A 21,956-nucleotide genomic window follows, 5' to 3' on the forward strand; every position below is an offset into this window, starting at 1 on the left:
GCGGAATGTCCAGGTGGTGCGATGCGTGCTGTTACGGTGGGCGCAGTGCACGGGAGTCCGGTATGCCGGGCTGAGAGGGAGTACTCGAACTCCGACCGTTGAACCTGACCCGGATCATGCCGGCGCAGGAAGCGACTCAGGACGTGGGGCCGTAGGGTCCCCGTCCTCCTGTGCCGACGGAGATCCGACGGACAGGGAGCACCCCGATGGCAGACCACGCCACCACGACCGACGACACCGCCGAGCTGCGCGGTGACCCGATGCGCTTCGGCGTCGGCGCGCGGATCACCGCGGCGGTGATGTCGGACGACTACGTCGACGTGATCCTGGGCGCGCTGCGGCAGGCCGACACCACGGGGCTGGTCGTCGAGACCGGCGACGTGAGCACCTACGTGGGCGGCGCCGAGGCCGACCTGCTGCGGTACGTGACCGACCTGACGGCCGGGATCGCGGCGTCGGGCAGGCACGCGGCGATCACCGTGCACCTGTCCCGGGGCTGCCCGGGCGAGGTGGCCTGCGAGCTGCCCGGCGGGGCCGGCCCGCGCGTCACCGAGGTGCCGCAGGGCCGCGACACCGGCCGCTTCGTCACGGCGGAGTGGGCGCTGTACCCGCTGGCCGACGACGTCCGCGCGGACGTCACGCCGGACCACATGCGCGACATCTACGCCGCGATCGACCTGGCCAAGGAGAACGGGACGTTCCGCGGCTCGCAGCACTTCGTCACCCGCCTGGAGGGCGACGCCGGACGGGTGCTCGCCAGCGCCTTCGCCGGCTGGGTCCTGGCCGGCCGCACGGTGCAGCACGTCACCAGCCACCTCACCCTCTCGGTGAACAGCCCGAGCCACGCGGGCGGCGCCCGATGAGCGGGACGTCGGAGCGCCGCCGCGCGCGGCTGCCGCTGCGCGACATCGTGCTCATGGTGATGCTGGGCGTGGTGTTCGGGTTCCTGTACTGGGCGCTCGTGCAGGCGTGGAACGGGCTCGCGGTGGCGATGGGACCGGCCGGCGACCTGGCGCAGCACGTGCTGCTGGGCGGCTGGCTCCTGGTGGCGCCGATCGCCGTCGCGATCATCCGCAAGCCGTTCGTGGGGATCATCGCCGAGGTGATCGCGTCCGTCGTCGAGGTCGTGTTCCTGGGCTCCCCGGTCGGGCCGCTCCTGCTGGTGGCCGCCGCGATCCAGGGCGCCGGCAGCGAGCTCCCGTTCGCGCTGACCCGCTACCGCCGGTTCGGGTGGGGCGTGTATGCACTCTCGGGCCTGCTCGGCGCGGGGCTGGTGTTCGTGTGGTCCGCGTTCCGGTTCGGCTGGTACGGGCAGGACATCCTGGCGCTGCGCCTCGGCATGCAGCTCGTCTCCGGTCTCGTGCTGGGCGGCCTGCTCGCCAAGGTGATCGTCGACCGCCTGCACGGCACCGGGGTGCTCGACGAGTTCGCGATCGGCCGGGCGGACGCCGCCCTGCGCGGGCCCGTGGCGCGCCGTGAGCGCTGACGTCACCGCCGCCGTCGTCGGGGCCGCCGTCGTCGGGGCGACCGTCGTCGAGGCCGCCGGCCTGGAGGCGGTCTACGGCACCGGCGACGGTGTGGGCCCCGTCGACCTGCGGATCGAGGCCGGGCAGGGCGTGCTCGTGCTCGGCCCGTCGGGCTCCGGCAAGTCGACGCTGCTGCGGATGCTGCACGGCGCGGTCCCGCACGCCGTGCACGCGCAGGTGGACGGCGTCGTGCACGTGGTGGGCCGGCCGGTCGCCGGCGCGGGGATCGCGGGGCTGGCCGACGTCGTGGGCGTCGTCGGGCAGGACCCCGAGTCCGGCGTCTGCCTCCCCGACGTGCTCGACGAGGTCGCGTTCCCGCTGGAGAACCTCGCGGTCGACCCCGGCCTCATCGGGCCGGCCGTGCGCACCGCGCTCGACCGGGCCGGGGCTTCGGGCCTCGCCGGACGGGCGACGGCGGAGCTGTCCGGCGGCGAGCTGCAGCGCGTGGCGCTCGCGGCGGCCATCGCGCCGTCGCCGCGCCTGCTGCTGCTCGACGAGCCGACCTCCATGCTCGACGCCGACGGGATCGACGCCGTGCGGCGCGCCCTCGACGTGGTGCGGCGGGAGACCGGCGCCGCCTGGGTGCTCGTGGAGCACCGCCTCGACGAGCTCGCGGGCGATGCCGGGGTCGAGGCGCTCCCGGAGCGCTGGATCGTGCTCGGCAGCGACGGGCGCGTCCGGCACGACGTCGCCGTCGGCGACCTCACGGTGCCCGTGCTGCGCGAGCTCGTGGGCGAGGGCTGCTGGCTCCCGCTGGACCTGGAGCTCCGGGCGCTCCTGGGCGAGGCGGGGACGCGATCCGAGGGTGCGCTTCTACCCAGTCATTGGGCCCGAAAACAGCCTGATTCCGGGCCCGATGACTGGGTAGAAGCGCACTTCGCGGGCGAGTCGCTGGCGGCGCGGCTGCTGCGGGAGCTCGGCCGGGACGACGGCGCGCCGGGCGCCCGGTCAGCGTCCGACGGCGGGTCCGCGTCCGACGGCGGGCCCGCGTCCGGCGCCGTGCCCGCGTCCGACGGCGAGTCCGCGTCCGACGCCGTGCCCGCGTCCGACGGCGGGTCCGCGTCCGGCGACGTGACCGCGTCTGGCGTCGCGACCCGTCCCGCCCCGCACGGCGGCCCCACACTCCGCGCCCGCGGTCTCGCCGTCGCGCGCGGTCCCCGGGCACGGCGGCGCGAGGTGTTGCGCGGGGTCGACCTGGAGCTCCACCCGGGGACCACGACGGCGCTGGTCGGGGCCAACGGCAGCGGCAAGTCCACGCTGCTGACCTGCCTCGCGGGCCTCGACCGGCCGGCCGCCGGCAGCGTGCACGGCCCCCGGGCCGGGCTCGTGTTCCAGAACCCGGAGCACCAGCTCACCGCCACGACGGTGCGCCAGGAGGTGGCGCACGGCCTGCCGCCCGACGCCGCGCCCCGGGTCGAGCAGGCGCTGGCCCGCTTCGGGCTCAGCCGGCTCGCCGAGCACAACCCGTACCGCCTGTCCGGCGGGCAGAAGCGCCGCCTGAGCCTCGCCGCGATGCTCGTGCACGAGCACCCGTTCCTGCTCGCCGACGAGCCCGGCTTCGGCCTGGACCGGCACGCCTCCGTGAGCGTGCTCCGGGCGCTGCGCGACGCCGCGGCGGACGGCCGCGGCGTCCTGTTCTCCAGCCACGACCTGCGCGCCGTCGCGGGCTACGCCGACCGCGTCCTCGTGCTCGCCGACGCCACCCTGCTGGCCGATACCACCCCGCTCGACCTGCTCCGCGACGAGCCGCTACTCGCGCGCGCGGGCCTGCGCCCACCCGCCCTGCTCCGGGCGCTGGCCGGCGAGGTGCGCGACGCGCAGGACCTGGTCGGAGTGCTGCGCGCCATGGACGACAGGGCCCTCGCGCTGGGTGCGGCGACATGACGGCCGTCGAGCCGCGCGCCGCGACCGGAACGCGCCCGACCGACCCGGCCACGGCCGCCACCCCCTACCTGGCCCGCCGCAACCCGACGGTCAAGTCGGCGATCCTGCTGGTCGCCTCGCTCGCCACCCTCGGCTTCCTCGACCCGCGCCCGCTGCTCGGCCTCTGGGCGCTCGCGGTCGTCGCGGTCGGGGTCGCCGCCCGCGTCCCGCCGCGCACCCTGGTGCTGGGCCAGGTGCCGTTCGTCGTGTTCGGCGTGGGGCTGGTCGCCGTCAACGGCCTCAGCCGGCCGGGCACCCCGCTCGTGCCGGGAGCGCCGGTCAGCGTCGAAGGGCTGACGGTCGGCGTCGCCCTCGCGCTGCGCGGCCTCGTCATCGGCGTGCTCACGATCGGGTTCCTGGCCTCCACACCGCCCCGCGACCTGATGGTGAGCCTGGTGCAGCACGCCCGCCTCAGCCCTCGGTACGCCTACCCGGTGCTGGCGGGCCACCGCATGCTCACGGCGATGCCCGCGCGGTGGGCCACCATCCGGGCGGCGCAGGCGGTGCGTGCGCCCCTGCGGCGCGGCCGTCCCCGCTTCGGCCTGCCGGACGCCGGGCGGGCGGCCTTCGCGCTGCTGGTCACCTCGATCCGGTCGGCCGAACGCATCGCGCTGGCGCTGGAGTCCCGTGGCCTCGGCGAGCGCCCCCGCACCGTGTGGCGTCCCGTCCCGGTCGGCCCGGCCGACGTCGTGCTCGTGCTGGTGGTGCTGGCCGCTTGGGTGGCGGCCGCGGTGGTGGACCTCCGGCTCTGACGGGCGGCTCGGCCGGTTCTGCTCGCCCGGCGACGCTCTGGCCAGGCCGGTTCCCGGCGCGGCGTCTCCTGGCGCGCCGCCCGGCGCCGTCGGTACGCTCCCGACCATGGCGGACGCGTCCGCACCACCCGACTCGCACCGCGGCCCGGCCGACGCCGCCGAGGTCCGGCCCACCGGCCCGCTGCCCGCCGTGGCGTGGCGCCCGGTGGGCGCCGCGGTGCTGGTGCTGGGCGTGCTGCTGACCGTGACCAGCACGCAGTACGGGTATCACCGCGACGAGCTGTACTTCCGCATGCTGGAGCCTGCCTGGGGGTACGTGGACCAGCCGCCCCTCACGCCGTGGCTGGCGCGGACCTTCGCCGACCTGTTCGGCGACACGCTGCTGGTCATGCGCGTCCCGGCGACGCTCGCGCACCTGGCCGCGGTCGTCGTGATCGCGCTCGTCGCCCGCGAGCTGGGCGGGCGCGCGGGAGCGCAGGCGCTGGCCGCCTGGGGCTACGGCACGGCGGCGATCCCCGTGGCGTTCGGCCACACGCTGCTCACCTCCAGCCTGGACCTGCTCATGTGGCCGGCGGTCCTGCTGTGCGTGATCCGGGCCGTGCAGCGCGACCCCCGCTGGTGGCTGGTCGCCGGGCTGGTCACGGGCGTCGCGCTGTACAACAAGCTGCTGGTGGTGGCGCTGCTCGGCGCGATCCTGCTGGGGCTGGTCGTGGCCTGGCCGTGGCGGACGCTGCGCGGGTCCGCCGCCCCGGACCGGTGGCCGCTCGCGACACCGTGGCCGTGGGCCGGCGCCGTCGTCGCGCTCCTCGTGGGCCTGCCGAACCTGGTCTTCCAGGCCACGAACGGCTGGCCGCAGCTCGCGATGGGCGCGGCGCTGGGCGAGAACAACGCCGTCGACGTGCGCTCCGAGATGTGGCTGTTCCAGCTGCTCACGCTCGGTCCGCCGCTGGCCCTGGTGTGGCTCGTGGGGCTGGTGTGGCTGTGGCGCCGTCGGCCCCTGCTGCGCTTCCTGGTGGTCGCCTACCCGGTGCTGCTCGCGTTCACCTACCTGGCCGGGTCCCAGACGTACTACGCGACCGGTTTGCTGTCGGTGCTGTTCGCCGCGGGCTGCGTGCCGGTCGTGGACTGGGCCGGGACCACCTGGCGGCGGACGGTCGTCGTGACGGTGGCGGTGAACGCGGTGATCTGCCTGGTCATCAGCCTGCCGCTGGTGCCCGTGGCGGCCCTGGGCAGCACGCCGGTCCCCGACATCAACTCCGCCGCGCAGGACGCCGTCGGCTGGCCCGAGTACGTACGGCAGGTCGCCGACGTGCACGCGGCGCTGCCCGCCGAGGACCGCGACCGGACCGTCGTCCTGACGCAGAACTACGGCGAGGCCGGGGCCGTGGACCGGTACGGTCCCGGGCTCGGGCTGCCCGCCGTGTACTCGGGGCACAACCAGCTGTGGGAGTACGGTCCGCCCCCGGCGTCCTCGACCGTCGCCCTGGTCCTCACCGAGGCCCCCGGTGCCTGGGACCAGCGGTTCGAGGAGTGCGCGGTCCGGGGGCGGCTCGACAATGGCATGGACGTCGACAACGAGGAACAGGGCGTGTCGATCCTGGAGTGCCGCAGCCCCGTGGGCGGCTGGGCCGTCCTGTGGCCGGAGCTGCGGCACCTGGACTGACCCGGGGTGACCCCGGCCGGCCCGGCCCGGTGCGGGCCTCGGCGTCAGGCGCGCCAGCGCCAGTTCTGGCGTGCGTAGCGGACCTGCAGGCCGGCGCGTCGCAGGTTGGCCAGCGACTGGTTCGCCTCGCCCGGTGCGGGCTCGCCGGTCTCGGCGACCACCCAGCCGGCGCCGGCGGCCCGCGCGGCGGCCAGTCGTGCGGCGATCAGCGCCGACTGGGCGCCACGGCCGCGGTGGTCGGGCAGCGTGGCGCCGGAGTTCAGCGAGGCGACCGAGCCGTGCACGTAGAGGTTCGCGCCGGCCACGATCGTGTCGCCGTCCCAGGCGGCGAACGGGGTGGCGGCCGGGTGCCGCACGCTCTCGGCGAGCATCGCGACCATGGCGGGAATCTCCATGCCGAAGGCCCGGGAGACGACGGAGGCCCACTCGTGCGCGTCGGCCTCGCCGACCGGACCCACCCGCAGGTCGGTGTCGGCCTCGGCCCGGACGTCGCCGATCGGCGACGCGAGCTTCAGCCACGACCCCGCCGCCTGCAGCCCGTGCGCCTCCTGGATCTGCGCCCAGTCGGGCGGCAGCACCGACGGCGCCACCTGGAGGACGGCGGTGGGCGTGCCCTGCTCGCGGTAGAAGGCGACCACCCGGTCGACCAGGTCGTGCGTGACGGGTTCCGCGAACCCGAACCCGAGCGCCTTGCTCCAGTAGTCGAACGGGTCGAGGCGGGCGGACAGCACCACGCCGCCGCCCATCCGGGTCGTCGCGATCCCGAGCCCCTCCTGGGCGAGGGCCGGGGCGTTCGTCTCGTAGCGGTACATCATCTCGGCCTCGACGCTCTCGGCGAGCTCGGTCGGGTCCGTCGTCCGTGTGTTCACACCTGCACGATGCTCGCCGGCGCCAGGAAGTTCGGCGCGAGGGGAGTGACGTGCGTCACTTCCGCGGGCGGTGGAACAGGTGGGCCCGGCGGACCAGGCCGTCCTCCAGGCGCAGCACCCACAGCGCGCCGGGCGGGCAGTGGTCCGGGTCCTCGGGCGGGTTGAGCAGCTCGATCTCCCACAGGGCGAGGTCATGACCTGCCACGACGTCGGCGAGCCGATGGTGCACGCCGTCGGCGACGTCCGCCGCCAGGGCCCGCACGATGTAGTCGTGGCCCGTCGTGGTGTGCCCGCGCGGCCACGTCGACTCCACGAGCGGCGACCAGCCCTCGCCCAGCACCGAGCCGAGCTCACCGCGGTCGGCCGCCGCCAGCAGCTCGGCGGCCTCGCCGCGCCGGGCGCGGGTCACGGAGGCGACGTCGTCGTGCGCGTCCTCGGCGGTGGCGAGCAACGCGGTCCCCAGGCGCCGTCGGGCCTCGGCGAGCCGGCTGCGGACCGTGCCGACGGGGATCTGGAGGGTCGTGGCGATGTCGCGGTAGGCGGGCAGCCCGCCGAGGTGCCGCAGCACGAGGGTCAGGCGCAGGTCCGTGGGCAGCTCGCCGAGGGCGGCCCACAGCCAGTCGCGGCTGGCGTACCGGTCGAGCAGGTCCGCGGGGTCCGGCTCGACGCTCGGGAGCCGGTCCGCGTGCTGCTCGTCCAGGGGCAGGTCGGACCGCGCCCGCCGCCGCATCCTGCACGCGTTGCGCACGACGGACCGGAGCCACGGCCCTGCCGCGTCGACGTCCCGCAGGTCGTCGATCCGCAGCAGGGCCACGAGCGCGGCCTCCTGGACGGCGTCCTCGGCGTCGGGGACGTGACCGAGCACGCCGGTCGCGACCGCGAGCATGGCGGGCCGGTGCCGGGCCAGCAGGAGGCCGACCGCACTCGTCTCGCCGGCCCGCGCGGCGCGGACCAGGTCCCCGTCGGACGGGGCGCCGGGAGGGTGGGTCTTCAGCACGCGGCCGATGATAGGGGGAAGCCCCGCGTCCCCTTCATCGGGCGGGTAGCTCCAGGACGTCCGCCAGGTCGCTCCGGCTGTCGTCGAACAGCGCGACTCGCCGCAAAGCGGCGGGCCGGTGCGCGTTCCGCTCACCCAGGATCTTTCCGTACGTCCGGGTCTCGCCCGCATCCGTGTCGAGGTGAAGCAGCCCGGCAACCCTGAGGAGCGTGCCCGGATCCGTCGCCTCGATCTCGGCGAAGGAGCCCATGGGTGACGGAAAGCGGTCGAGGCACACCTCCCAGCCCTCTCCCTTGAAGACCGAGCGACGCTTCTCGAGCAGGGCCCGGACGCGGAGCGGCCCGATCTGGGTGCGGAGCACGGTCAACCATGCGCGCGTGCCGACCGGCGAACGCGGTACCTCGACGCTCACCCCCGACAGCCGGCGAACCTCGTCGCCGATGTGGGACGACGTCCGAGCCGCGCTCCCGGAGCCGTCCGCCTCGAACTCGATCTCCTCGTGGTCCTGGAACCGCCAGTTCCCGGCGGCCGTCTCCGGACGCGCGGTCTTCAGGGTGATCAGCTCGCTCACGCCGTCCTTGCGGCGCACGACCCTGTGCCGCAGCAGCACTCCCGCGGCCCGCATCGCGTGGTCCTCGGTGTCGACGACGCAGTCGAGCTCCTCGCGAGAGCCGGTGTATGCCGTGCCGTCGAGGTCGAGCAGCCGTTCGGTGAGGTCCAGTGCGCTCGACGCATCGTGGATCTGAAACTTGATCTCACACTCGCGCAACGCGACCTCTTCTCATCCGACCGTGCGTGCAAATTCGTCCCGCTTGATCTTCTCCACTTCCCTGTGCTGGGCGATCGACACCTCGAGGCCGTGCGCGATCATCGTCAGCGCCTCGGCGAAGTCGCCGCCGACGGGGGAGCCCACGCGGTCCCCCTCCAGGGTCGAGGCGTCGGTCTCCGTCAGCAGCCCGAGCTGGTCCGCGGCCAGGCGCTGCTGCTCGTGAAAGGTGAAGCCGACCACGAAGTGCATGACCGCTTCGGCGGCCACCTCGGCCAGCGCGTCGGGCACGCCGTGGACACGAGCGGCGTCGAGCAGGTGCGGCCGCACGGGTGAGCTCACCAGTCCGAGGGCGAGCGAGCTCGACACCAGCTCGGAGCCGTCCCGGTGCGCCAGCAGGCACTCGCGCATCCTCGTCCCGACCACGCGCACGGCCTCGTGCATGGACGTCCTGTCGCTCGGTATCTCGGCCATCGGCGCGAGGATCCGCTCGCTGACGGCCGCGAGCAGCGCCTGCTTGTTCGGGAAGTGCCAGTACAGGGCGCTCGGCTGTACGCCGAGCGCGGTCGCCAGGTGTCGCATGGTCAGGTCGGGCAGACCGTACTCGTCCAGGAGGTGCAGCGCCGTCTCGGCGACGTCGTCGCGGCTTCGTCGACGCGAGCTTCCCGAAACGGCCATGAGGTCACTATATTGTCGAACGCTGTTCAGGTGAACAGCGTTCAGGTAGGAGGTGAGTGAATGTCCATCGACCACAGATCACGACCGTGGGCCCTCGATGCGAGGGACATGGCGCGCCTGGCCGTCTTCGTCGCCGTCGTCGCCGCGCTCGGTCTGCCGGGCAGCTTCAGCGTCCTCGGCGCCGTACCGATCACGGCACAGACGTTCGGTGTCATGCTTGCCGGCGCCGTCCTCGGCCCGCGGCTGGGTGCGCTGTCCATGGTCGTGCTGCTCGCCCTCGTCGCGGTCGGGCTGCCGCTGCTCGCCGGCGGGCGGGGCGGCCTCGGCGTCTTCGTCGGACCCTCCGCGGGATACCTGGCCGGCTGGGTCGCCGGGGCGTTCGTGACGGGCCTGATCGTGCACTCCTCCGCCCGGAGGCCGGCCGTCTGGCGGACGGCGGTCGCCACGGTCGTCGGCGGCATCGTGGTCGTCTACGCGTTCGGCATCCCCGTGCAGAGCCTGGTGACCCGGCTGTCCCTGGGCGAGACCGCGCTGACCAGCCTCGTGTTCCTCCCCGGTGACCTGGTCAAGGCGACGCTCGCGACCCTGACCGTCACGACCCTTCTGCGCGCGTACCCGCGCGCGTTCCGCCGCACGTGGCTCCCGCCGCGGCGTGACGGCGTCGCGGCCCCGGACGCCCCGGCCCCCGACTCCCCGGCACCGGACGCGACCCGATGACCGCACGCATCAGGGTGCTGCGGGGTGCGTCCGGCGAGCTCCTCGACAGCATCCGCGCGGTGCGCGACGACGGGGACGTTCCCCTGGTCGGCGACGACCGGTGGCCCGCGGCGCAGTGGTCCGCCGTGCGCGACCTCACCGCCGACGCCCCCGTCCCCGACGGCGCGGCCTGGGCCGCCCTGACCTCCGGGACGAGCGGGACCCCGCGCGTCGTGCTGCGCACCGCCGCGTCGTGGGAGCGGTCGTTCGCCGCGGTGTCCGCGCTGCTCGCCGGCCAGGGGCCCAAAGAAGAGATCCTGCTGCCCGCCCCGCCGGCGTCGTCCCTCACGCTGTTCTCCCTGGCGCACGCCCTCGGCGGGGGGCCGCGGCCGGTCTTTCCCGGCGGACGGGGCGCCGAGGAGGCCACCCTCTTCCACGGCACGCCCCACGCGCTGCGCGCCCTGCTCGACGCCGGCGCCGCCCCGCGGCTGCGGACGGCCCTGGTCGGCGGCTCCCACCTCGACGCGCGGCTGCGCGCGGACGCGGAGTCCCGCGGCATCCGCGTCGTCGCGTACTACGGGGCGGCGGAGCTCTCCTTCGTCGCCGTCGACGAGGGCCGTGGCCTGCGGGCCTTCCCCGGGGTGGAGATCGACGTGCGGGACGGCGAGCTGTGGGTCCGCTCGCCCTACACCGCCCTCGGCTACCTCGGTGAGCCCGGCCCCCTGCGCACCGACGGCGCCTGGAGCACCGTCGGCGACCTCGCCACCCTGGACGACGACGGAACCCTGACCGTGCGCGGGCGGGCGGACGCCGCCATCCTCACCGCGTCCGCCACCGTCGTCCCCGACGAGGTCGAGGCGGGCCTGCGCACGCTCCCCGGGATCGCCGACGCCGTCGTCTTCGGGCTCCCCACGCCCCGGGTCGGCGCGCTCGTCGCCGCGATGGTCGAGCCCGCCGACGGCGCCCCGGCGCCCACGGCGGGCCGGCTGCGCTCGCTGGCCGAGACCCGGTTCGCGCCCGCCCACCGGCCCCGCGTGTGGTTCGCGGGACCACTGCCGCGCACCACGTCCGGCAAGCCGGCCCGCGCCGAGGTGCTGCGCCAGGTCGGCACGGGCGAGGTGAGCCGGCTTGTCTGAGCAGTACGTGTCCGGGCAGCGCATGTCCGAGCTGCCCGTCGTCGTCGCCGCGCGACGCACCCCCATCGGCACCCGCAGCCGGGCGTTCGCCCAGGTCAGGGCCGAGCAGCTCGCGGGCCCCGTCCTGCGCGCCACCCTGGCCGACGCCGAGTCCGCCACCGGCCGGGCGCTCGACGTCGCCGACGTCGTGCTCGGCAACTGCATGGGGCCTGGCGGCAACCCCGCCCGCGTCGCCGCGCTCGCCGCCGGGCTCGGCGTCGGCGTGCCGGGCGTGACCGTGGACCGGCAGTGCGGAAGCGGGTTGGCCGCCGTCCTGGACGCGGTGACCGCGATCCGCGCCGGCGACGACCGGCCCCGGATCGCCGGCGGCGTCGAGAGCGCGTCGACCGCCCCGACCAGGTCGGTCGACGGCACACCTTACGACCGGGCCCCGTTCGCGCCGTCGGGCTGGCCCGATCCGGACATGGTCGAGGCGGCCGAGGACCTCGCCCGGGCCGACGCGATCACCCGGGAGCGGCAGGACGCGCACGCGGCCCGCAGCCACGAGCGGGCCCGCGCGGCCCGCGACGCCGGACGGTTCGACGCCGAGCTCGCGCCCCTGCGCGGCGTGCTCGCCGACGACTCGATCGGCGTGGCCGAACCCCTGCTGCCCCGCCTGCGCCCCCTCTTCCCGGGCGGCACCGTCACCGCGGGGACGTCGACGCGGATCAGCGACGGCGCCGCGACGGTCGCGATCGTGCCCCACCGCCTCCGGGGCGACGCCGCGGGCCTCGTGGTCCGCGGGCACGCGGTCGTCGGCTGCGACCCGGCCCTGCCGGGGATCGGCGCCGCCCCGGCCGTGCTCGCGGCGCTCGACGCCGCCGGCGCCGGGATCGGCGACGTCGCCGCGGTGGAGATCGTCGAGGCCTTCGCGGCGCAGTCGCTGGCGGTGCTCGACCGGATCGGTCTCGCCGACGACGACCCGCGGGTCTGCGCCGACGGCGGGGCGCTCGCGCTCGGCCACCCGTGGGGCGCCAGCGGCGCGGTCGCCATGGTGCGGCTGTTCAGCCGGCTGGTCCGCGCGGGCGCGCCGGCCGGGACCCTCGGCGTGGCCGCCGCCTCGGTCGGCGGCGGGATGGGCGTCGCGGCCGTCGTCGAGGTGGTCCGATGAGCTACCTCGACCTGGACGACGTCCACGTGCGCCTGGGGGACACGGACGTGCTGCGCGGCGTGACGTGCTCGCTCGACGCGCGCACCGTCGCCGTCGTCGGCGAGAACGGGTCGGGCAAGTCCACGCTCGCGCGGCTCGTCGGCGGGCTGGCCCACACCACGAGCGGGACGGTCCGCGTGCTCGGCCTCGACCCGGCCCGCGACGCCGCCCGGCTGCGCCGTCGCGTCGCCGTAGTGTTCAGCAACCCGGACACCCAGATCGTCATGCCGACCGTGGCGGAGGACGTCGCGTTCTCGTTGCGTCCCGAGAAGCTGCCCCGGCAGGAGCGGGACCGGCGGGTCGACGAGGCCCTGCGCCGGTTCGGCCTCGACGAGGTCGCGGACCGGGCGTCGCACGACCTGTCCGGCGGGCAGAAGCAGCTCCTCGCGCTGTGCGGTGCCTTCGTGCGCCGCCCCGACCTCGTGATCGCCGACGAGCCGACGGCGTACCTGGACGCGCGCAACGCCCGGCGGGTCGCCGACCACCTCTTCGCCGACGGCGACCACCGGCTGCTCCTGGTGACGCACGACCTCGCCCTGGCCCGGCGGTGCGACACGGCGGTCCTGGTGCAGGACGGCACGATCGCCGCCGTCGGAGCCCCCGACGCGATCGTCGCGGCCTACGAGGAGGCGCTCGCGTGCTGACCCTGTACCGGCCGGGCGACGGCCCCTGGCACCGGATGCCGGCGGGGCCCAAGGCCGTCGTGCTGCTGCTCGTCGTGCTCGGTGTGTGCCTGCTCCCGGCGAGCTGGTGGGGCGCCGCGGTCACCGCGGTCGTCTGCGTCGGCTGCTACGCCGTGCGGGGAGCGGGGATGCGCGAGCTCGTCCGGCAGCTCGTCGTCGTGCGGTGGATGATCGTGGTGATCGCCGCCGGGCAGCTCGTGTTCGCCGGCCCCGAGGACGCCGTCGCGAACGTCGCCCGGGTGACCGCGGCCGTGGTGATCAGCGGGCTGCTCACGTCGACCACGCCGCTCGGCGAGCTGCTGGACGTGCTGGAACGGGCGCTGAGACCGCTCGCGCTCCTGCGGATCGATCCCGACCGGGCCGCCCTGACGGTGGCGGTGACGGTGAGCACCCTGCCCGTGCTCGCGAGGATCGAGCGCGAGGTCCGCGAGGCGCAGCGGGCCCGGGGCGGCGGGCGGAGCCTGCGGCTTTTCGCGATGCCGTTCCTCGTTGTCGCGCTCAAGCACGCCGACGCGCTAGGCGACGCGCTGACCGCCCGGGGCGTGCGATGAGCCCGGTGGTGCACGGGCCGACGGTGCACGGGCCGACGGTGGACGAGCAGACGCGCTGCGTGCACTACCGCACGGAGCTCGACGTGATCGCGATCCGGTTCGCGTGCTGCGGCCGGTACTACCCGTGCCACCTCTGCCACGACGAGACCGCCGACCACGGCTCGCGTCCGTGGCCCGCGGGATCGGGCCACGAGCGCGCCGTGCTCTGCGGGGTGTGCCGGACGGAGCTGACCATCGACGGGTACCGCGGGGCGCCGTCCTGCCCGCGGTGTGCCGCCGCGTTCAACCCGCGCTGCGCGGCGCACTACCCGACCTACTTCGAGTAGCGCCGCCCCGGACGCGTGGCCGGGCCGGCGTCCGCGCCGCCGTCCGGCAGCTGGGTGGGCGCGCCGAGCAGCCAGCCCAGGGCCGCGACGCAGATCGCGCCGGCGGCCAGGATGCTGGCCAGCACGATCAGCTGGAAGCCGGCCGCCTCCAGCGGGGGCGAGCCGGCGAAGACCGCCCCGACGAACGCGCCGGGCAGGGTGACGATGCCCGTGGTGCGGGTCTGGTCGGTCGAGGGGATCAGCGCGGTGGACGCCGCCGTGCGCACGGCGCGCAGGGCGGCCGTCCGGGGCGTGGCGCCCAGCGCGAGCCACCCCTCGATCTCGTCCCGGTCGGTGACCAGCGCGGCCGCGAGCGACCGGCCCATCAGGGAGCTGACGGTCATGGTGCTGCCCACCACGATCCCGCCGACCGCCAGGAGGTAGCGCGGCTCCGGCGGCAGCGCACCGGTGGCGAACACCACCGCCATCGGCACGGCCGCCGCGACGAGCAGCACACCGGCCAGGCGCGGCGCGTCGCGCCAGGGGAGCCGCGCCCGGCGCAGCACGACCGCCGTCGCGGCGCCGACCATCACGGCCAGGAAGACGCCCACCCACACGCCGTCGGCCAGCACCCCCGTCAGGACGAGGCTCAGCAGCCCGAGCTGCAGCACCGCCCGCCCGATCGCGATCGGCTGCAACCACGGTGACTCCAGGCGCAGGACGGCCACGATCGCGAAAGCCAGCGCGGCCAGCACGGACACTGCGACGACGACGGCTACCGGATCCATGGGACCAGCATGCCGTGCGAGCACCCGGCCGAGCCGGTGGCTGCGCGCTCAGCCCTCCGTCAGCAGAGGCACGAGGTAGACGACGGAGAACGCCTCGTAGAGCGCGAACACCACGAGCAGCGCGAGCGCCGGCAGGCTCAGCACGCCGAGCTGACGCAGCCCGTGCGCGTAGGCCTGCCGGCGGCTCCCGGCACCGACGGTCCGCGGCTGGATCCATGCCCTGCCCAGGAGGTAGACACCGAGCGAGAGCAGCACGTAGGCCTGGACCTCCATGACCACGGTGAGCGAGTGCGGGACGAGCGTCAGCCAGCCGTCCCGGTCGGCCGGTGCGAGCATCAGGCCGACCGTGAACAGGACGTAGACGTACCAGACGATGCCCGCGAACGGCACGATCATCGACGGCAGGACGAGGTTGAGCAGGCCGGCGCGCAGGACGTTGTTGGCGAGGATCACGAGGGCGAACAGCCAGGGGCTCTCGAGCAGGGACCGGATCAGGTCGGCCGAGTCGCTGCTCTGGAAGGACTCCGTCTGCGCGGCCGTCAGGTCGGGAAAGAGCAGGCCCGCCCCGAAGCCGGCGAGGACCGAGCCGTACAGGATCGCGTTCAGGGCGAGATACGCGCGGCGATTCGCCTGGATGGTCTGGAGGGCGTGCCGGAAGAGTCGCATGCTCATGCTCCATGAAGTGGTCGACAGGGCCGCCGGACCGGACGGCCGAGCGCTACTCCAGACCATGTCGCAAGGGCACGGTCAAGTACCTGGGACGCGCTCGTCAGCCCGGCGGGCTGGTGAGCACCTGGCGAACGACCTCGATGAGGTCACCGAAGGTCTCGTACCGGCCCGGGTTCGCCTGAAGCAGCCACAGGTACGTGTCCGCTTCCGCGTCGGTGACTGTCCTGGCGCGGATCGCGTCGTCCAGGGCGTCGCGGAGCTGCTCGTCGCAGCCTGGCAGCGACATGGTGCTGGGCATCGTGGGTCCTCTCGTCGTGCGGGGTCTCTGCCTTCACCGCCTTCCCGGACCAGTGAAGTCCGTGACCCTGGGACACGGTCAACTCCGCGTTGTCGCCGACCGAGCTGACCCACTGGATGGGCTCGGCGGGCGATGTACCCGCCCCTCGACGTCGATCAGGAGGCGCGGGTCGGGTCGCCACGCCTGCCATGCCTCTCGTAGCTGAGGGCGCCGTCGTGCCCGCGTACAGATCGACCATAGGTTCGCCATAGCGCGGCCGACCACTCTTCTTGTGCGACGACATCCGTCGCTGGACGACGCCGAACCGACTCTGTGCCGGCCGTTGGAACTGTCGGTGCAGCTGCCGGCGCGTCGTTCCTGGTGGCCTCGGTCATGGACTGGTTCACACGGCGTCGTCGGCAACCGCGGAGAAAGTAGGAGTGGGATGAGCAAGCTGTTCACGCAGTTCGGCGAAGCGATCCTCCAGAAGGTCGCCCCCGTGCAGACGGCCGAGGCCGTCTGCATCACCAACTACCAGTACCGGTGCGAGTCCAGCGAAAGGTGTCGTGCCCAGCCGCAGACGACGGGCAACCGTCAGCGGCGCGCCTGCTACACGGGTTCCTGCCCGCCCAGCTGCACCGCCTGGGCCGACAACGGCTGTTGCTGACTGCCAGCAAGAGATCACGACGAACGAAGGACTGAGATGAGCAACCTCTTCACGCAGCTCGGTGACCTGGTCCTCGAGAAGGTAGCGCCGCAGCAGACTGCCGAAGCCGTCTGCGTCAGAACTCGCCAGACGCGGTGCAATACCAACTTTTTCTGCGAAGTCGGCAACGTCTGGTACCGAGGGTGGCGCGAGCACCGGGACTGCTACGACGGGACGTCCTGCTCGGGCTGCAACTCGTGGGTGAGCACAGGCTGCTGCTGACCACGACCGCCGGCGCCGGGCACAGTGACCGGCGCCGGCGACCGACCACCGCCCGCCACCCCTGGAGTTGATGTGCTCGTCACCCTGGTCCTGTTCGTCCAGCTCGCCGTGGCCGGCGTCTTGCTCACGTCCGGTGTCGCCAAGTTGCGCGGCGACGCCAACCGGAACACCTGGGCGACGGTGCTCGGCAGGGCGCCCAAACCGCTCCGGCACCTACCCGCCGCCGCGATGTCGCGACTCCATGTCGGGGTCGAGGTCCTGGTGGGCGGCGCGCTGCTGCTCAGCACGGTCGTCCCCCGGCTCGTCCTGCCCGCGCTGGTCGTCGCTGCGCTCCTGCTCGTGGGGTTCACCGGGCTCGCCTTGTACTCCGCCGTCACAGGCCGCTCGGTCACGTGCTCGTGCTTCGGCGCGAGCACCACGCCGCTCGGCTGGGCGCACGTGGGCCGCAACCTCGTGCTGACCGGCCTGACGGTTTCCGGTGTCGCGGCGTCGGCCCGGACGACGGGCACAGTCGACAACGCCATGCTCTCGACGCCCGGCCACGCCGCCCTCGCGGTCCTCGGTGCCGTCGCTGTCACGGCGCTGACCTTCTTCTTCGACGACGTCATCGACCTGCTCGTGCCTCGTACACCGGTCCGGTCCGGCGTGCGCGGACCTGTCCGCTGACTCCTCTCCCCAGAGAACCCAGCAAGAACGGAGACCCCCGTGGCAGTCCTGACCACCGCCGTCGTACTCCTCGGCATCCTCGCCGTGTTCAACATCGTGCTCACCCTCGCGCTCGCCCGTCGCGTCCGCAGCGGTACGGAAGCCGGGCACTCCCATGGCACCCCTACATTCCCGGACCTGGACGAGGTCAGGGCCGGGTCCTCGATCCGGCCCTTCGCGGTGACGACGACGACGGGTTCCGCTGTGTCGTACGAGGACCGGTACGGCGACACCGCCGTGTACGCCTTCTTCGACACCGGCTGCGGCACGTGCGCCAAGGAGCTGCAGCCGCTCGTCGACCTCGTGCACCGCGAGGGGTTCACCCCTCACCAGGTGATCGCGTTCGTGGTGCACGAGCAGTACGGGAGCGACGAGAAGCGCGACGAGTACCTGGGCGTCCTCGGTGACGCGGTGACCGTCGTCGTGCACGAGCGCGGCGAGATCGACCTGCCGTTCGAAGCCGGCGGATACCCGGCATTCGTGCTGGTCGACGCGTCCGGGCAGGTGTTGCGCTCGGGTGTGGAGGTCAGCGACCTCGACACGGTCCTCGCGCCGGTATGACCGACGCCGGCGGCAACGCCCGCACCCTGACCGCAGCGGTCCGTGCCGTACGTGCCGGTGCCGGGCGGGCCGGCCGGACCGTCGCCCTGTGCTGGCAGGCCGCGCCCGGTGCGCTGACCGTGCACGTGCTCCTGACCGTGGTCGACGCCTTGCTGCCGGCCGGCGTGCTGCTCGCCACCAAGTGGCTGCTGGACGTAGTCCAGCTCGGTTCCGATGCCGACGGCGTGCCACAGCTCCTGCGGGACCGGCCCGTGGCGATCGTGCTGGCGCTGGCCGCCATGACGTTGGCCGGCGCGCTCCTGAGCCAGGTGATCCAGTACGTCGGCGCCCGGACTCGCCGTGCGGCCACCCTGCTGGTCACCGGGCGGCTGTTCGCGGCGGTCACCCGGCTCAGCGGCCTGCGCCACTTCGAGGACCCGGCGTTCCGCGACCGGCTCCGCATGGCGCAGACGTCCGCCGCCGACGCGCCCGACGAGGTGATCGGGTCCCTGTTCGGTGCGGCCCGCAGCGTGCTGACGATCGCGAGCACCCTCGGCGTCCTGGTCCTGATCAGCCCGCTGATCGCCGTGCTGGTGGTCATGGCCGCCGTCCCCGGGCTGGTCGTGCAGCTGCTGCTGAACCGGGAGCATGCCGACGTCCTGTGGCAGATCAGCCCGCGGGCACGCCGGCTGGCGTTCTACCAAGACCTCATGATCCATCCGGTCGCGGCTGCGGAGGTCCGCCTCTTCGGCGTCGGAGGGTTTCTGGCGGGACGCATGGACCGGGAGCTCCGGGCCGTCAACGCCGCCGAGGAACGCGTCGACCGCAAGACCCTGCTGGCCCACGCGCCGCTGACCCTGGTCGGGACCCTGGTCACCGGCGGCGGCCTCGTCTGGGTGGTCCTCGGCGCACTGCGTGGCGACTTCACCGTCGGCGACGTCTCCGCCTTCGTCGGTGCGGCCGGCGGCGTCCAGGGCTCGTCCGCCATGCTGGTCATGTCCCTCGCGCGCGTGCACCACGTGCTGCTGCTCATGCGGCACTACGACGACGTGCTCGCGACACCCCAGGACCTCCGCCTGCCTGCGGGGGAGCCCCGGCCGGCGCGACCTCTGGAGCACGAGATCCGGCTGGACGACGTCTGGTTCCGGTACACCGACGACGGCCCCTGGGTGCTCCGCGGCGTCTCCCTGACCATCCCGGCCCGCGGTTCGGTCGCCCTGGTCGGACTCAACGGCGCAGGCAAGAGCACCGTCGTCAAGCTCCTCACCCGGATGTACGACCCGGTGCGCGGTGCCATCCGGTGGGACGGCGTCGACCTCAGGGACCTCGACGTCGCCACGCTGCGCTCGCGGGTCAGCGCGGTCTTCCAGGACTTCGTCCAGTACGAGCTCTCGGCCCGGGAGAACATCGCTCTCGGATCGCTCGACGACCTGGACGACGACGCCAAGGTCCGCGCCGCCGCCGTCGCCGCCGGGGCGGCGCCGGTCGTCGAGCGACTGCGGAACGGCTACGACACGATGCTGTCGCGGACGTTCCTGTCCGACGACGAGACAGGGGATGAGGACCGGTCACGGCCGAGCACGACGCTGTCGGGCGGGCAGTGGCAGCGGCTCGCCCTGGCGCGCTCGCTCATGCGGGCCGGTCGTGACCTGCTGGTCCTCGACGAACCGACGTCGGGCCTGGACCCGCAGGCCGAGAGCGAGGTCCGGGACCTGGTCGGCACCCTGCGGTCCGGTACCGCGACCCTGCTCGTCTCGCACCGCCTCGGCGCCGTCCGGGACGCGCAGGAGATCGTGGTGCTGTCCGAGGGCGTGGCAGCCGAACGCGGTACGCACGACGAGCTGATGCGGCTCGGCGGCGAGTACGCCCGGCTCTTCAACCTGCAGGCGACCGGGTACCAGGACGCGGTGCCCGCGGTTGAAGGGGCTCCCGCGTGACGGCATGGACGGGCGCGGTGGTGGAGGCATGGTCCGTCGTCGGCATGGCGGCGCTCGGGGCGACGGCGCTCGTCCTGGTGCTGCTGCGGCACGTGCGCCGGCGCTACGTCGTGGTCGTCGTCGACGGCGAGAGCATGGCGCCGGCGTACGCGCCGGGCGACCGCGTGCTGGTCCGGAGGGAGAGCCGCGCCCCGGCCCGAGGTGACGTCGTCGTCGTGCGCAAGCCCGATGTGACGTACGGGTGGCCGGCGGCGCCGGACGGTCCGGGCCCCGGCGCGCCGTCCGGCCGAAGATGGCTGCTGAAGCGGGTCGCCGCGACGGGCGGGGACCCGTGGCCGGACGTCGTCGGCCAGGCGGCGCGAGGCAGCGGGGGAGAGACGGTGCCGTCCGGCCACGTCGTGCTCCTGAGCGACAACCCGCGCGGGTCCGACTCCCGGCGGTGGGGTCCCTGTCCCGAGCACCAGGTCCTGGGCCGGGTCGCGCGGCGGATGTCGTACCGGTGGGCCTCGCGTCCGGCGCAGAGCCGGTAGAGACCCGCCATAGGTCCGTCATAGCGGCCGTTGCCAGGCTCACCGTGTCATGTCCCGCATCGAGTGAGGAATGAGCATGGAACTGGTGATACGACGGGTCGGCACGGCCCTCGTGGCCGTCCTGGCGCTGATGGCGAGCCTGCTGGTCGTGGCTTCGACGGCGACTTCTGCGCAGGCTCTGGGGGACAGGTGTCCCGGGGAGCAGGTCAAGCGGTGCATCCGAGTGCTGCAGGTCGGTACGTCCTACTACGCGCATGCCGGCATCGAGGACCGGAACGGTGCGTACGACGTCGCCGTGAACAGCATCCAGCTGCAGCGGCACGACGGCGACACGTGGGTCACGGTCAAGGAGAACGGCAACTTCGACGGGTGGGCCGCGACCCGGGACGAGGGCGACACCGCCGCGCACTCCTGCACGAGCGGCGTGCACAGCTTCCGCGCACGCGCGTTCTTCCAGTGGTCGGGGCCCGACTCCGGCGAGCAGTGGCTGACCACCGACGTCGTCCCGGTGTGCGACGGTGCCTTCCAGGTGCCCTTCCCGTGCAGCGAGACCTGGACGGGAAGCACTCGCTCGGGCCACAGCCCGGCCAACGCCGTGGACTTCAACCGGAACCCCGACGAGGGGCAGCAGGTGTACGCGTCGGCGGGAGGAACCGTGACGACCGTCCGCGACCTGGGCGGTTCGTCCTACGGCAGGTACGTGATCATCACGCACAACGGCGGCTACCAGACCCTGTACGCGCACCTGCAGAGCTTCGGTGTCTCGGTGGGCGACGCCGTCACCGTGCGGTCGGTGATCGGCCGGGTGGGCAGCACCGGCAACTCGTCGGGGGCGCACCTGCACTACGAGCAGCGGCTGAACGGCGACGACGTGCGGGTCAGGTTCGTCAACGCGGACCCCGTCTACTACGGGGACAAGAACCTGAGCCGGGACTCGGAGTGCCTCTGATGGCGGCCGTGGTGGAGTCCCGCGTGCCCGCGCGGCGGAACGGCGTCCTCGTGGCCTGCGCGCTCGTCCTGGCGCTGGTGGCGAGCCTCCTGGGCGCGGTGTCGACCGCGACCCCGGCGCAGGCCCTGGGGGATACGTGCTTCGGTGAGCAGGTCAAGCGGTGCATCAGGGTCCTGAGGTCTGGGGACTCGTTCTACGCGCACGCCGGGATCGAGGACGAGAACGGTGCGTACGACGTCGCCGTGAACCAGGTCCAGCTGCAGCGGCACGACGGCACGGAGTGGGTGACGGTCAAGTCGCTCGGCGACTTCGACGGCTGGGCCGCGACCCGGGACGAGGGGGACACCGGCCTGCACGGCTGCTCCAGCGGCGTGCACAGCTTCCGGGCACGGGCGTTCTTCCAGTGGTCGGGGCCCGACTCCGGCGAGCAGTGGCTGACCACGGACAACGTGGCACCGTGCGGCGAGTCCTGCAAGAACGCGTACGGGAACCCCCGCACCTGTGCGGGGGCCGTCGACTGGGCCGAGAGCCGGGTCGGCGTGACGGGGTGGGGCGGTCTGTGCGACCGCTTCGTGGCGAACGCCTACGGCTGGGACCACAGCGGGTCGGCGAGCGCCATCATCCACTGGAACGCCGTCGCGTCCGGGAACAAGCACGCGGGCGACCGCTCCGTGCCCGCCGGTGGGCTTGCGTTCTTCCGCGGCGGCGAGCACGGGCACGTGATGATCTCGGTCGGGGGCGGCACCTTCGTCTCCAACGACATCGACGGCTACGCCAGGATCTCGACCGCCACGATCGCTGAGGTCGAGAGCGAGTGGGGGTACACCTATCTCGGCTGGGCACAGCCCTGGTTCCAGGCCAACCACTGAGGTGATCGTCCTGACGCGCTGACAAGGATC

The 21,956-nt window shown here is 73.9% G+C and carries 25 protein-coding genes and 1 riboswitch; of the genes, 18 read left to right on the forward strand and 7 right to left on the reverse strand.

Annotation, left to right across the window (positions count from 1 at the left end; translation table 11 throughout):
* Window positions 1-39: 39 nt before the first annotated feature.
* A riboswitch (TPP riboswitch) is annotated at window positions 40-148 on the forward strand.
* A gap of 58 nt (window positions 149-206) precedes the next feature.
* The 5 genes from ACFV9Q_RS03415 (at window position 207) to ACFV9Q_RS03435 (ending at window position 5,864) form a co-directional block, all read left to right on the forward strand.
* Complete coding sequence (locus ACFV9Q_RS03415; protein WP_377233156.1) at window positions 207-863, forward strand: YkoF family thiamine/hydroxymethylpyrimidine-binding protein; 657 nt, start codon at window positions 207-209, stop codon at window positions 861-863.
* Window positions 860-1,486 (forward strand): ECF transporter S component, encoded by a 627-nt coding sequence (locus ACFV9Q_RS03420; protein WP_377233157.1) that lies wholly within the window; start codon window positions 860-862, stop codon window positions 1,484-1,486. Before ACFV9Q_RS03415 ends, ACFV9Q_RS03420 begins: the two co-directional genes overlap by 4 nt.
* On the forward strand, window positions 1,476-3,410 hold the full coding sequence (locus tag ACFV9Q_RS03425; protein ID WP_377233158.1) for an ATP-binding cassette domain-containing protein: 1,935 nt from the start codon (window positions 1,476-1,478) through the stop codon (window positions 3,408-3,410). Before ACFV9Q_RS03420 ends, ACFV9Q_RS03425 begins: the two co-directional genes overlap by 11 nt.
* The gene (locus tag ACFV9Q_RS03430) at window positions 3,407-4,201 is read left to right on the forward strand and encodes an energy-coupling factor transporter transmembrane component T family protein (RefSeq protein WP_377233159.1); all 795 of its coding nucleotides are present in this window, start codon (window positions 3,407-3,409) and stop codon (window positions 4,199-4,201) included. The genes ACFV9Q_RS03425 and ACFV9Q_RS03430 overlap by 4 nt, the downstream gene beginning before the upstream one ends.
* A 106-nt stretch (window positions 4,202-4,307) precedes the next feature.
* The gene (locus ACFV9Q_RS03435; RefSeq protein WP_377233160.1) at window positions 4,308-5,864 is read left to right on the forward strand and encodes a glycosyltransferase family 39 protein; all 1,557 of its coding nucleotides are present in this window, start codon (window positions 4,308-4,310) and stop codon (window positions 5,862-5,864) included.
* Window positions 5,865-5,908: 44 nt separating this feature from the next.
* Here ACFV9Q_RS03435 and ACFV9Q_RS03440 read toward each other — a convergent pair whose 3' ends face one another.
* From ACFV9Q_RS03440 to ACFV9Q_RS03455, 4 genes are read right to left on the reverse strand one after another with little or no spacing between them, the layout of a single operon-like run.
* Window positions 5,909-6,733 (reverse strand): GNAT family N-acetyltransferase, encoded by an 825-nt coding sequence (locus tag ACFV9Q_RS03440; protein ID WP_377233161.1) that lies wholly within the window; start codon window positions 6,731-6,733, stop codon window positions 5,909-5,911.
* Window positions 6,734-6,788: 55 nt separating this feature from the next.
* Window positions 6,789-7,730, reverse strand: a complete 942-nt coding sequence (locus ACFV9Q_RS03445) for an RNA polymerase sigma factor (protein WP_377233162.1) — start codon at window positions 7,728-7,730, stop codon at window positions 6,789-6,791.
* A 34-nt stretch (window positions 7,731-7,764) separates the two neighbouring features.
* Window positions 7,765-8,499: a CYTH domain-containing protein gene (locus ACFV9Q_RS03450; RefSeq protein WP_377233163.1), complete on the reverse strand. Its 735-nt coding sequence runs from the start codon at window positions 8,497-8,499 to the stop codon at window positions 7,765-7,767.
* A 12-nt stretch (window positions 8,500-8,511) separates the two neighbouring features.
* The gene (locus ACFV9Q_RS03455) at window positions 8,512-9,174 is read right to left on the reverse strand and encodes a TetR family transcriptional regulator (protein WP_377233164.1); all 663 of its coding nucleotides are present in this window, start codon (window positions 9,172-9,174) and stop codon (window positions 8,512-8,514) included.
* Window positions 9,175-9,234: 60 nt separating this feature from the next.
* Between ACFV9Q_RS03455 and ACFV9Q_RS03460 the strand changes: the two genes are divergently transcribed.
* The 6 genes from ACFV9Q_RS03460 to ACFV9Q_RS03485 are packed head-to-tail and all read left to right on the forward strand — an operon-like array spanning window position 9,235 to window position 13,755.
* Window positions 9,235-9,891 carry a biotin transporter BioY gene (locus ACFV9Q_RS03460; protein ID WP_377227549.1) on the forward strand — a complete coding sequence of 219 codons (657 nt, stop codon included), beginning with the start codon at window positions 9,235-9,237 and terminating at the stop codon, window positions 9,889-9,891.
* Window positions 9,888-11,006 carry a class I adenylate-forming enzyme family protein gene (locus tag ACFV9Q_RS03465; RefSeq protein WP_377233165.1) on the forward strand — a complete coding sequence of 373 codons (1,119 nt, stop codon included), beginning with the start codon at window positions 9,888-9,890 and terminating at the stop codon, window positions 11,004-11,006. Before ACFV9Q_RS03460 ends, ACFV9Q_RS03465 begins: the two co-directional genes overlap by 4 nt.
* A gap of 22 nt (window positions 11,007-11,028) precedes the next feature.
* On the forward strand, window positions 11,029-12,156 hold the full coding sequence (locus ACFV9Q_RS03470) for a thiolase family protein (protein WP_377233445.1): 1,128 nt from the start codon (window positions 11,029-11,031) through the stop codon (window positions 12,154-12,156).
* Window positions 12,153-12,839 carry an energy-coupling factor ABC transporter ATP-binding protein gene (locus ACFV9Q_RS03475; protein ID WP_377233166.1) on the forward strand — a complete coding sequence of 229 codons (687 nt, stop codon included), beginning with the start codon at window positions 12,153-12,155 and terminating at the stop codon, window positions 12,837-12,839. Before ACFV9Q_RS03470 ends, ACFV9Q_RS03475 begins: the two co-directional genes overlap by 4 nt.
* Complete coding sequence (locus ACFV9Q_RS03480) at window positions 12,833-13,429, forward strand: energy-coupling factor transporter transmembrane component T family protein (protein WP_377233167.1); 597 nt, start codon at window positions 12,833-12,835, stop codon at window positions 13,427-13,429. The genes ACFV9Q_RS03475 and ACFV9Q_RS03480 overlap by 7 nt, the downstream gene beginning before the upstream one ends.
* Window positions 13,426-13,755, forward strand: coding sequence for a CHY zinc finger protein (locus ACFV9Q_RS03485; protein ID WP_377233168.1), 330 nt, complete (start codon window positions 13,426-13,428; stop codon window positions 13,753-13,755). The genes ACFV9Q_RS03480 and ACFV9Q_RS03485 overlap by 4 nt, the downstream gene beginning before the upstream one ends.
* Here ACFV9Q_RS03485 and ACFV9Q_RS03490 read toward each other — a convergent pair.
* The 3 genes from ACFV9Q_RS03490 to ACFV9Q_RS03500 form a co-directional block, all read right to left on the reverse strand.
* Window positions 13,743-14,522 (reverse strand): ABC transporter permease, encoded by a 780-nt coding sequence (locus ACFV9Q_RS03490; protein ID WP_377233169.1) that lies wholly within the window; start codon window positions 14,520-14,522, stop codon window positions 13,743-13,745. The genes ACFV9Q_RS03485 and ACFV9Q_RS03490 overlap by 13 nt on opposite strands.
* Window positions 14,523-14,570: 48 nt before the next feature.
* Window positions 14,571-15,188: a hypothetical protein gene (locus ACFV9Q_RS03495; protein WP_377233170.1), complete on the reverse strand. Its 618-nt coding sequence runs from the start codon at window positions 15,186-15,188 to the stop codon at window positions 14,571-14,573.
* 103 nt (window positions 15,189-15,291) lie between these two features.
* Window positions 15,292-15,489: a hypothetical protein gene (locus ACFV9Q_RS03500; protein WP_377233171.1), complete on the reverse strand. Its 198-nt coding sequence runs from the start codon at window positions 15,487-15,489 to the stop codon at window positions 15,292-15,294.
* 424 nt (window positions 15,490-15,913) lie between these two features.
* Here ACFV9Q_RS03500 and ACFV9Q_RS03505 point away from each other — a divergent pair, with 424 nt between their 5' ends.
* The 7 genes from ACFV9Q_RS03505 to ACFV9Q_RS03535 all read left to right on the forward strand — a co-directional run bounded on the left by ACFV9Q_RS03505 (window position 15,914) and on the right by ACFV9Q_RS03535 (window position 21,926).
* On the forward strand, window positions 15,914-16,135 hold the full coding sequence (locus ACFV9Q_RS03505) for a hypothetical protein (protein ID WP_377233172.1): 222 nt from the start codon (window positions 15,914-15,916) through the stop codon (window positions 16,133-16,135).
* A 333-nt stretch (window positions 16,136-16,468) separates the two neighbouring features.
* Window positions 16,469-17,062, forward strand: a complete 594-nt coding sequence (locus ACFV9Q_RS03510; protein WP_377233173.1) for a MauE/DoxX family redox-associated membrane protein — start codon at window positions 16,469-16,471, stop codon at window positions 17,060-17,062.
* Window positions 17,063-17,101: 39 nt separating this feature from the next.
* On the forward strand, window positions 17,102-17,662 hold the full coding sequence (locus ACFV9Q_RS03515) for a hypothetical protein (protein ID WP_377233174.1): 561 nt from the start codon (window positions 17,102-17,104) through the stop codon (window positions 17,660-17,662).
* Window positions 17,659-19,578: an ABC transporter ATP-binding protein gene (locus ACFV9Q_RS03520; protein WP_377233175.1), complete on the forward strand. Its 1,920-nt coding sequence runs from the start codon at window positions 17,659-17,661 to the stop codon at window positions 19,576-19,578. Before ACFV9Q_RS03515 ends, ACFV9Q_RS03520 begins: the two co-directional genes overlap by 4 nt.
* A complete protein-coding gene (locus tag ACFV9Q_RS03525) occupies window positions 19,575-20,108 on the forward strand; it encodes a S26 family signal peptidase (protein WP_377233176.1) in 534 nt (177 codons plus the stop codon). The genes ACFV9Q_RS03520 and ACFV9Q_RS03525 overlap by 4 nt, the downstream gene beginning before the upstream one ends.
* A gap of 76 nt (window positions 20,109-20,184) precedes the next feature.
* Complete coding sequence (locus ACFV9Q_RS03530; protein ID WP_377233177.1) at window positions 20,185-21,057, forward strand: M23 family metallopeptidase; 873 nt, start codon at window positions 20,185-20,187, stop codon at window positions 21,055-21,057.
* Window positions 21,057-21,926 carry a hypothetical protein gene (locus ACFV9Q_RS03535; RefSeq protein WP_377233178.1) on the forward strand — a complete coding sequence of 290 codons (870 nt, stop codon included), beginning with the start codon at window positions 21,057-21,059 and terminating at the stop codon, window positions 21,924-21,926. The genes ACFV9Q_RS03530 and ACFV9Q_RS03535 overlap by 1 nt, the downstream gene beginning before the upstream one ends.
* Window positions 21,927-21,956: the final 30 nt, after the last annotated feature.

Source organism: Promicromonospora sp. NPDC059942 (assembly GCF_042731755.1).
Classification (GTDB): domain Bacteria; phylum Actinomycetota; class Actinomycetes; order Actinomycetales; family Cellulomonadaceae; genus Promicromonospora.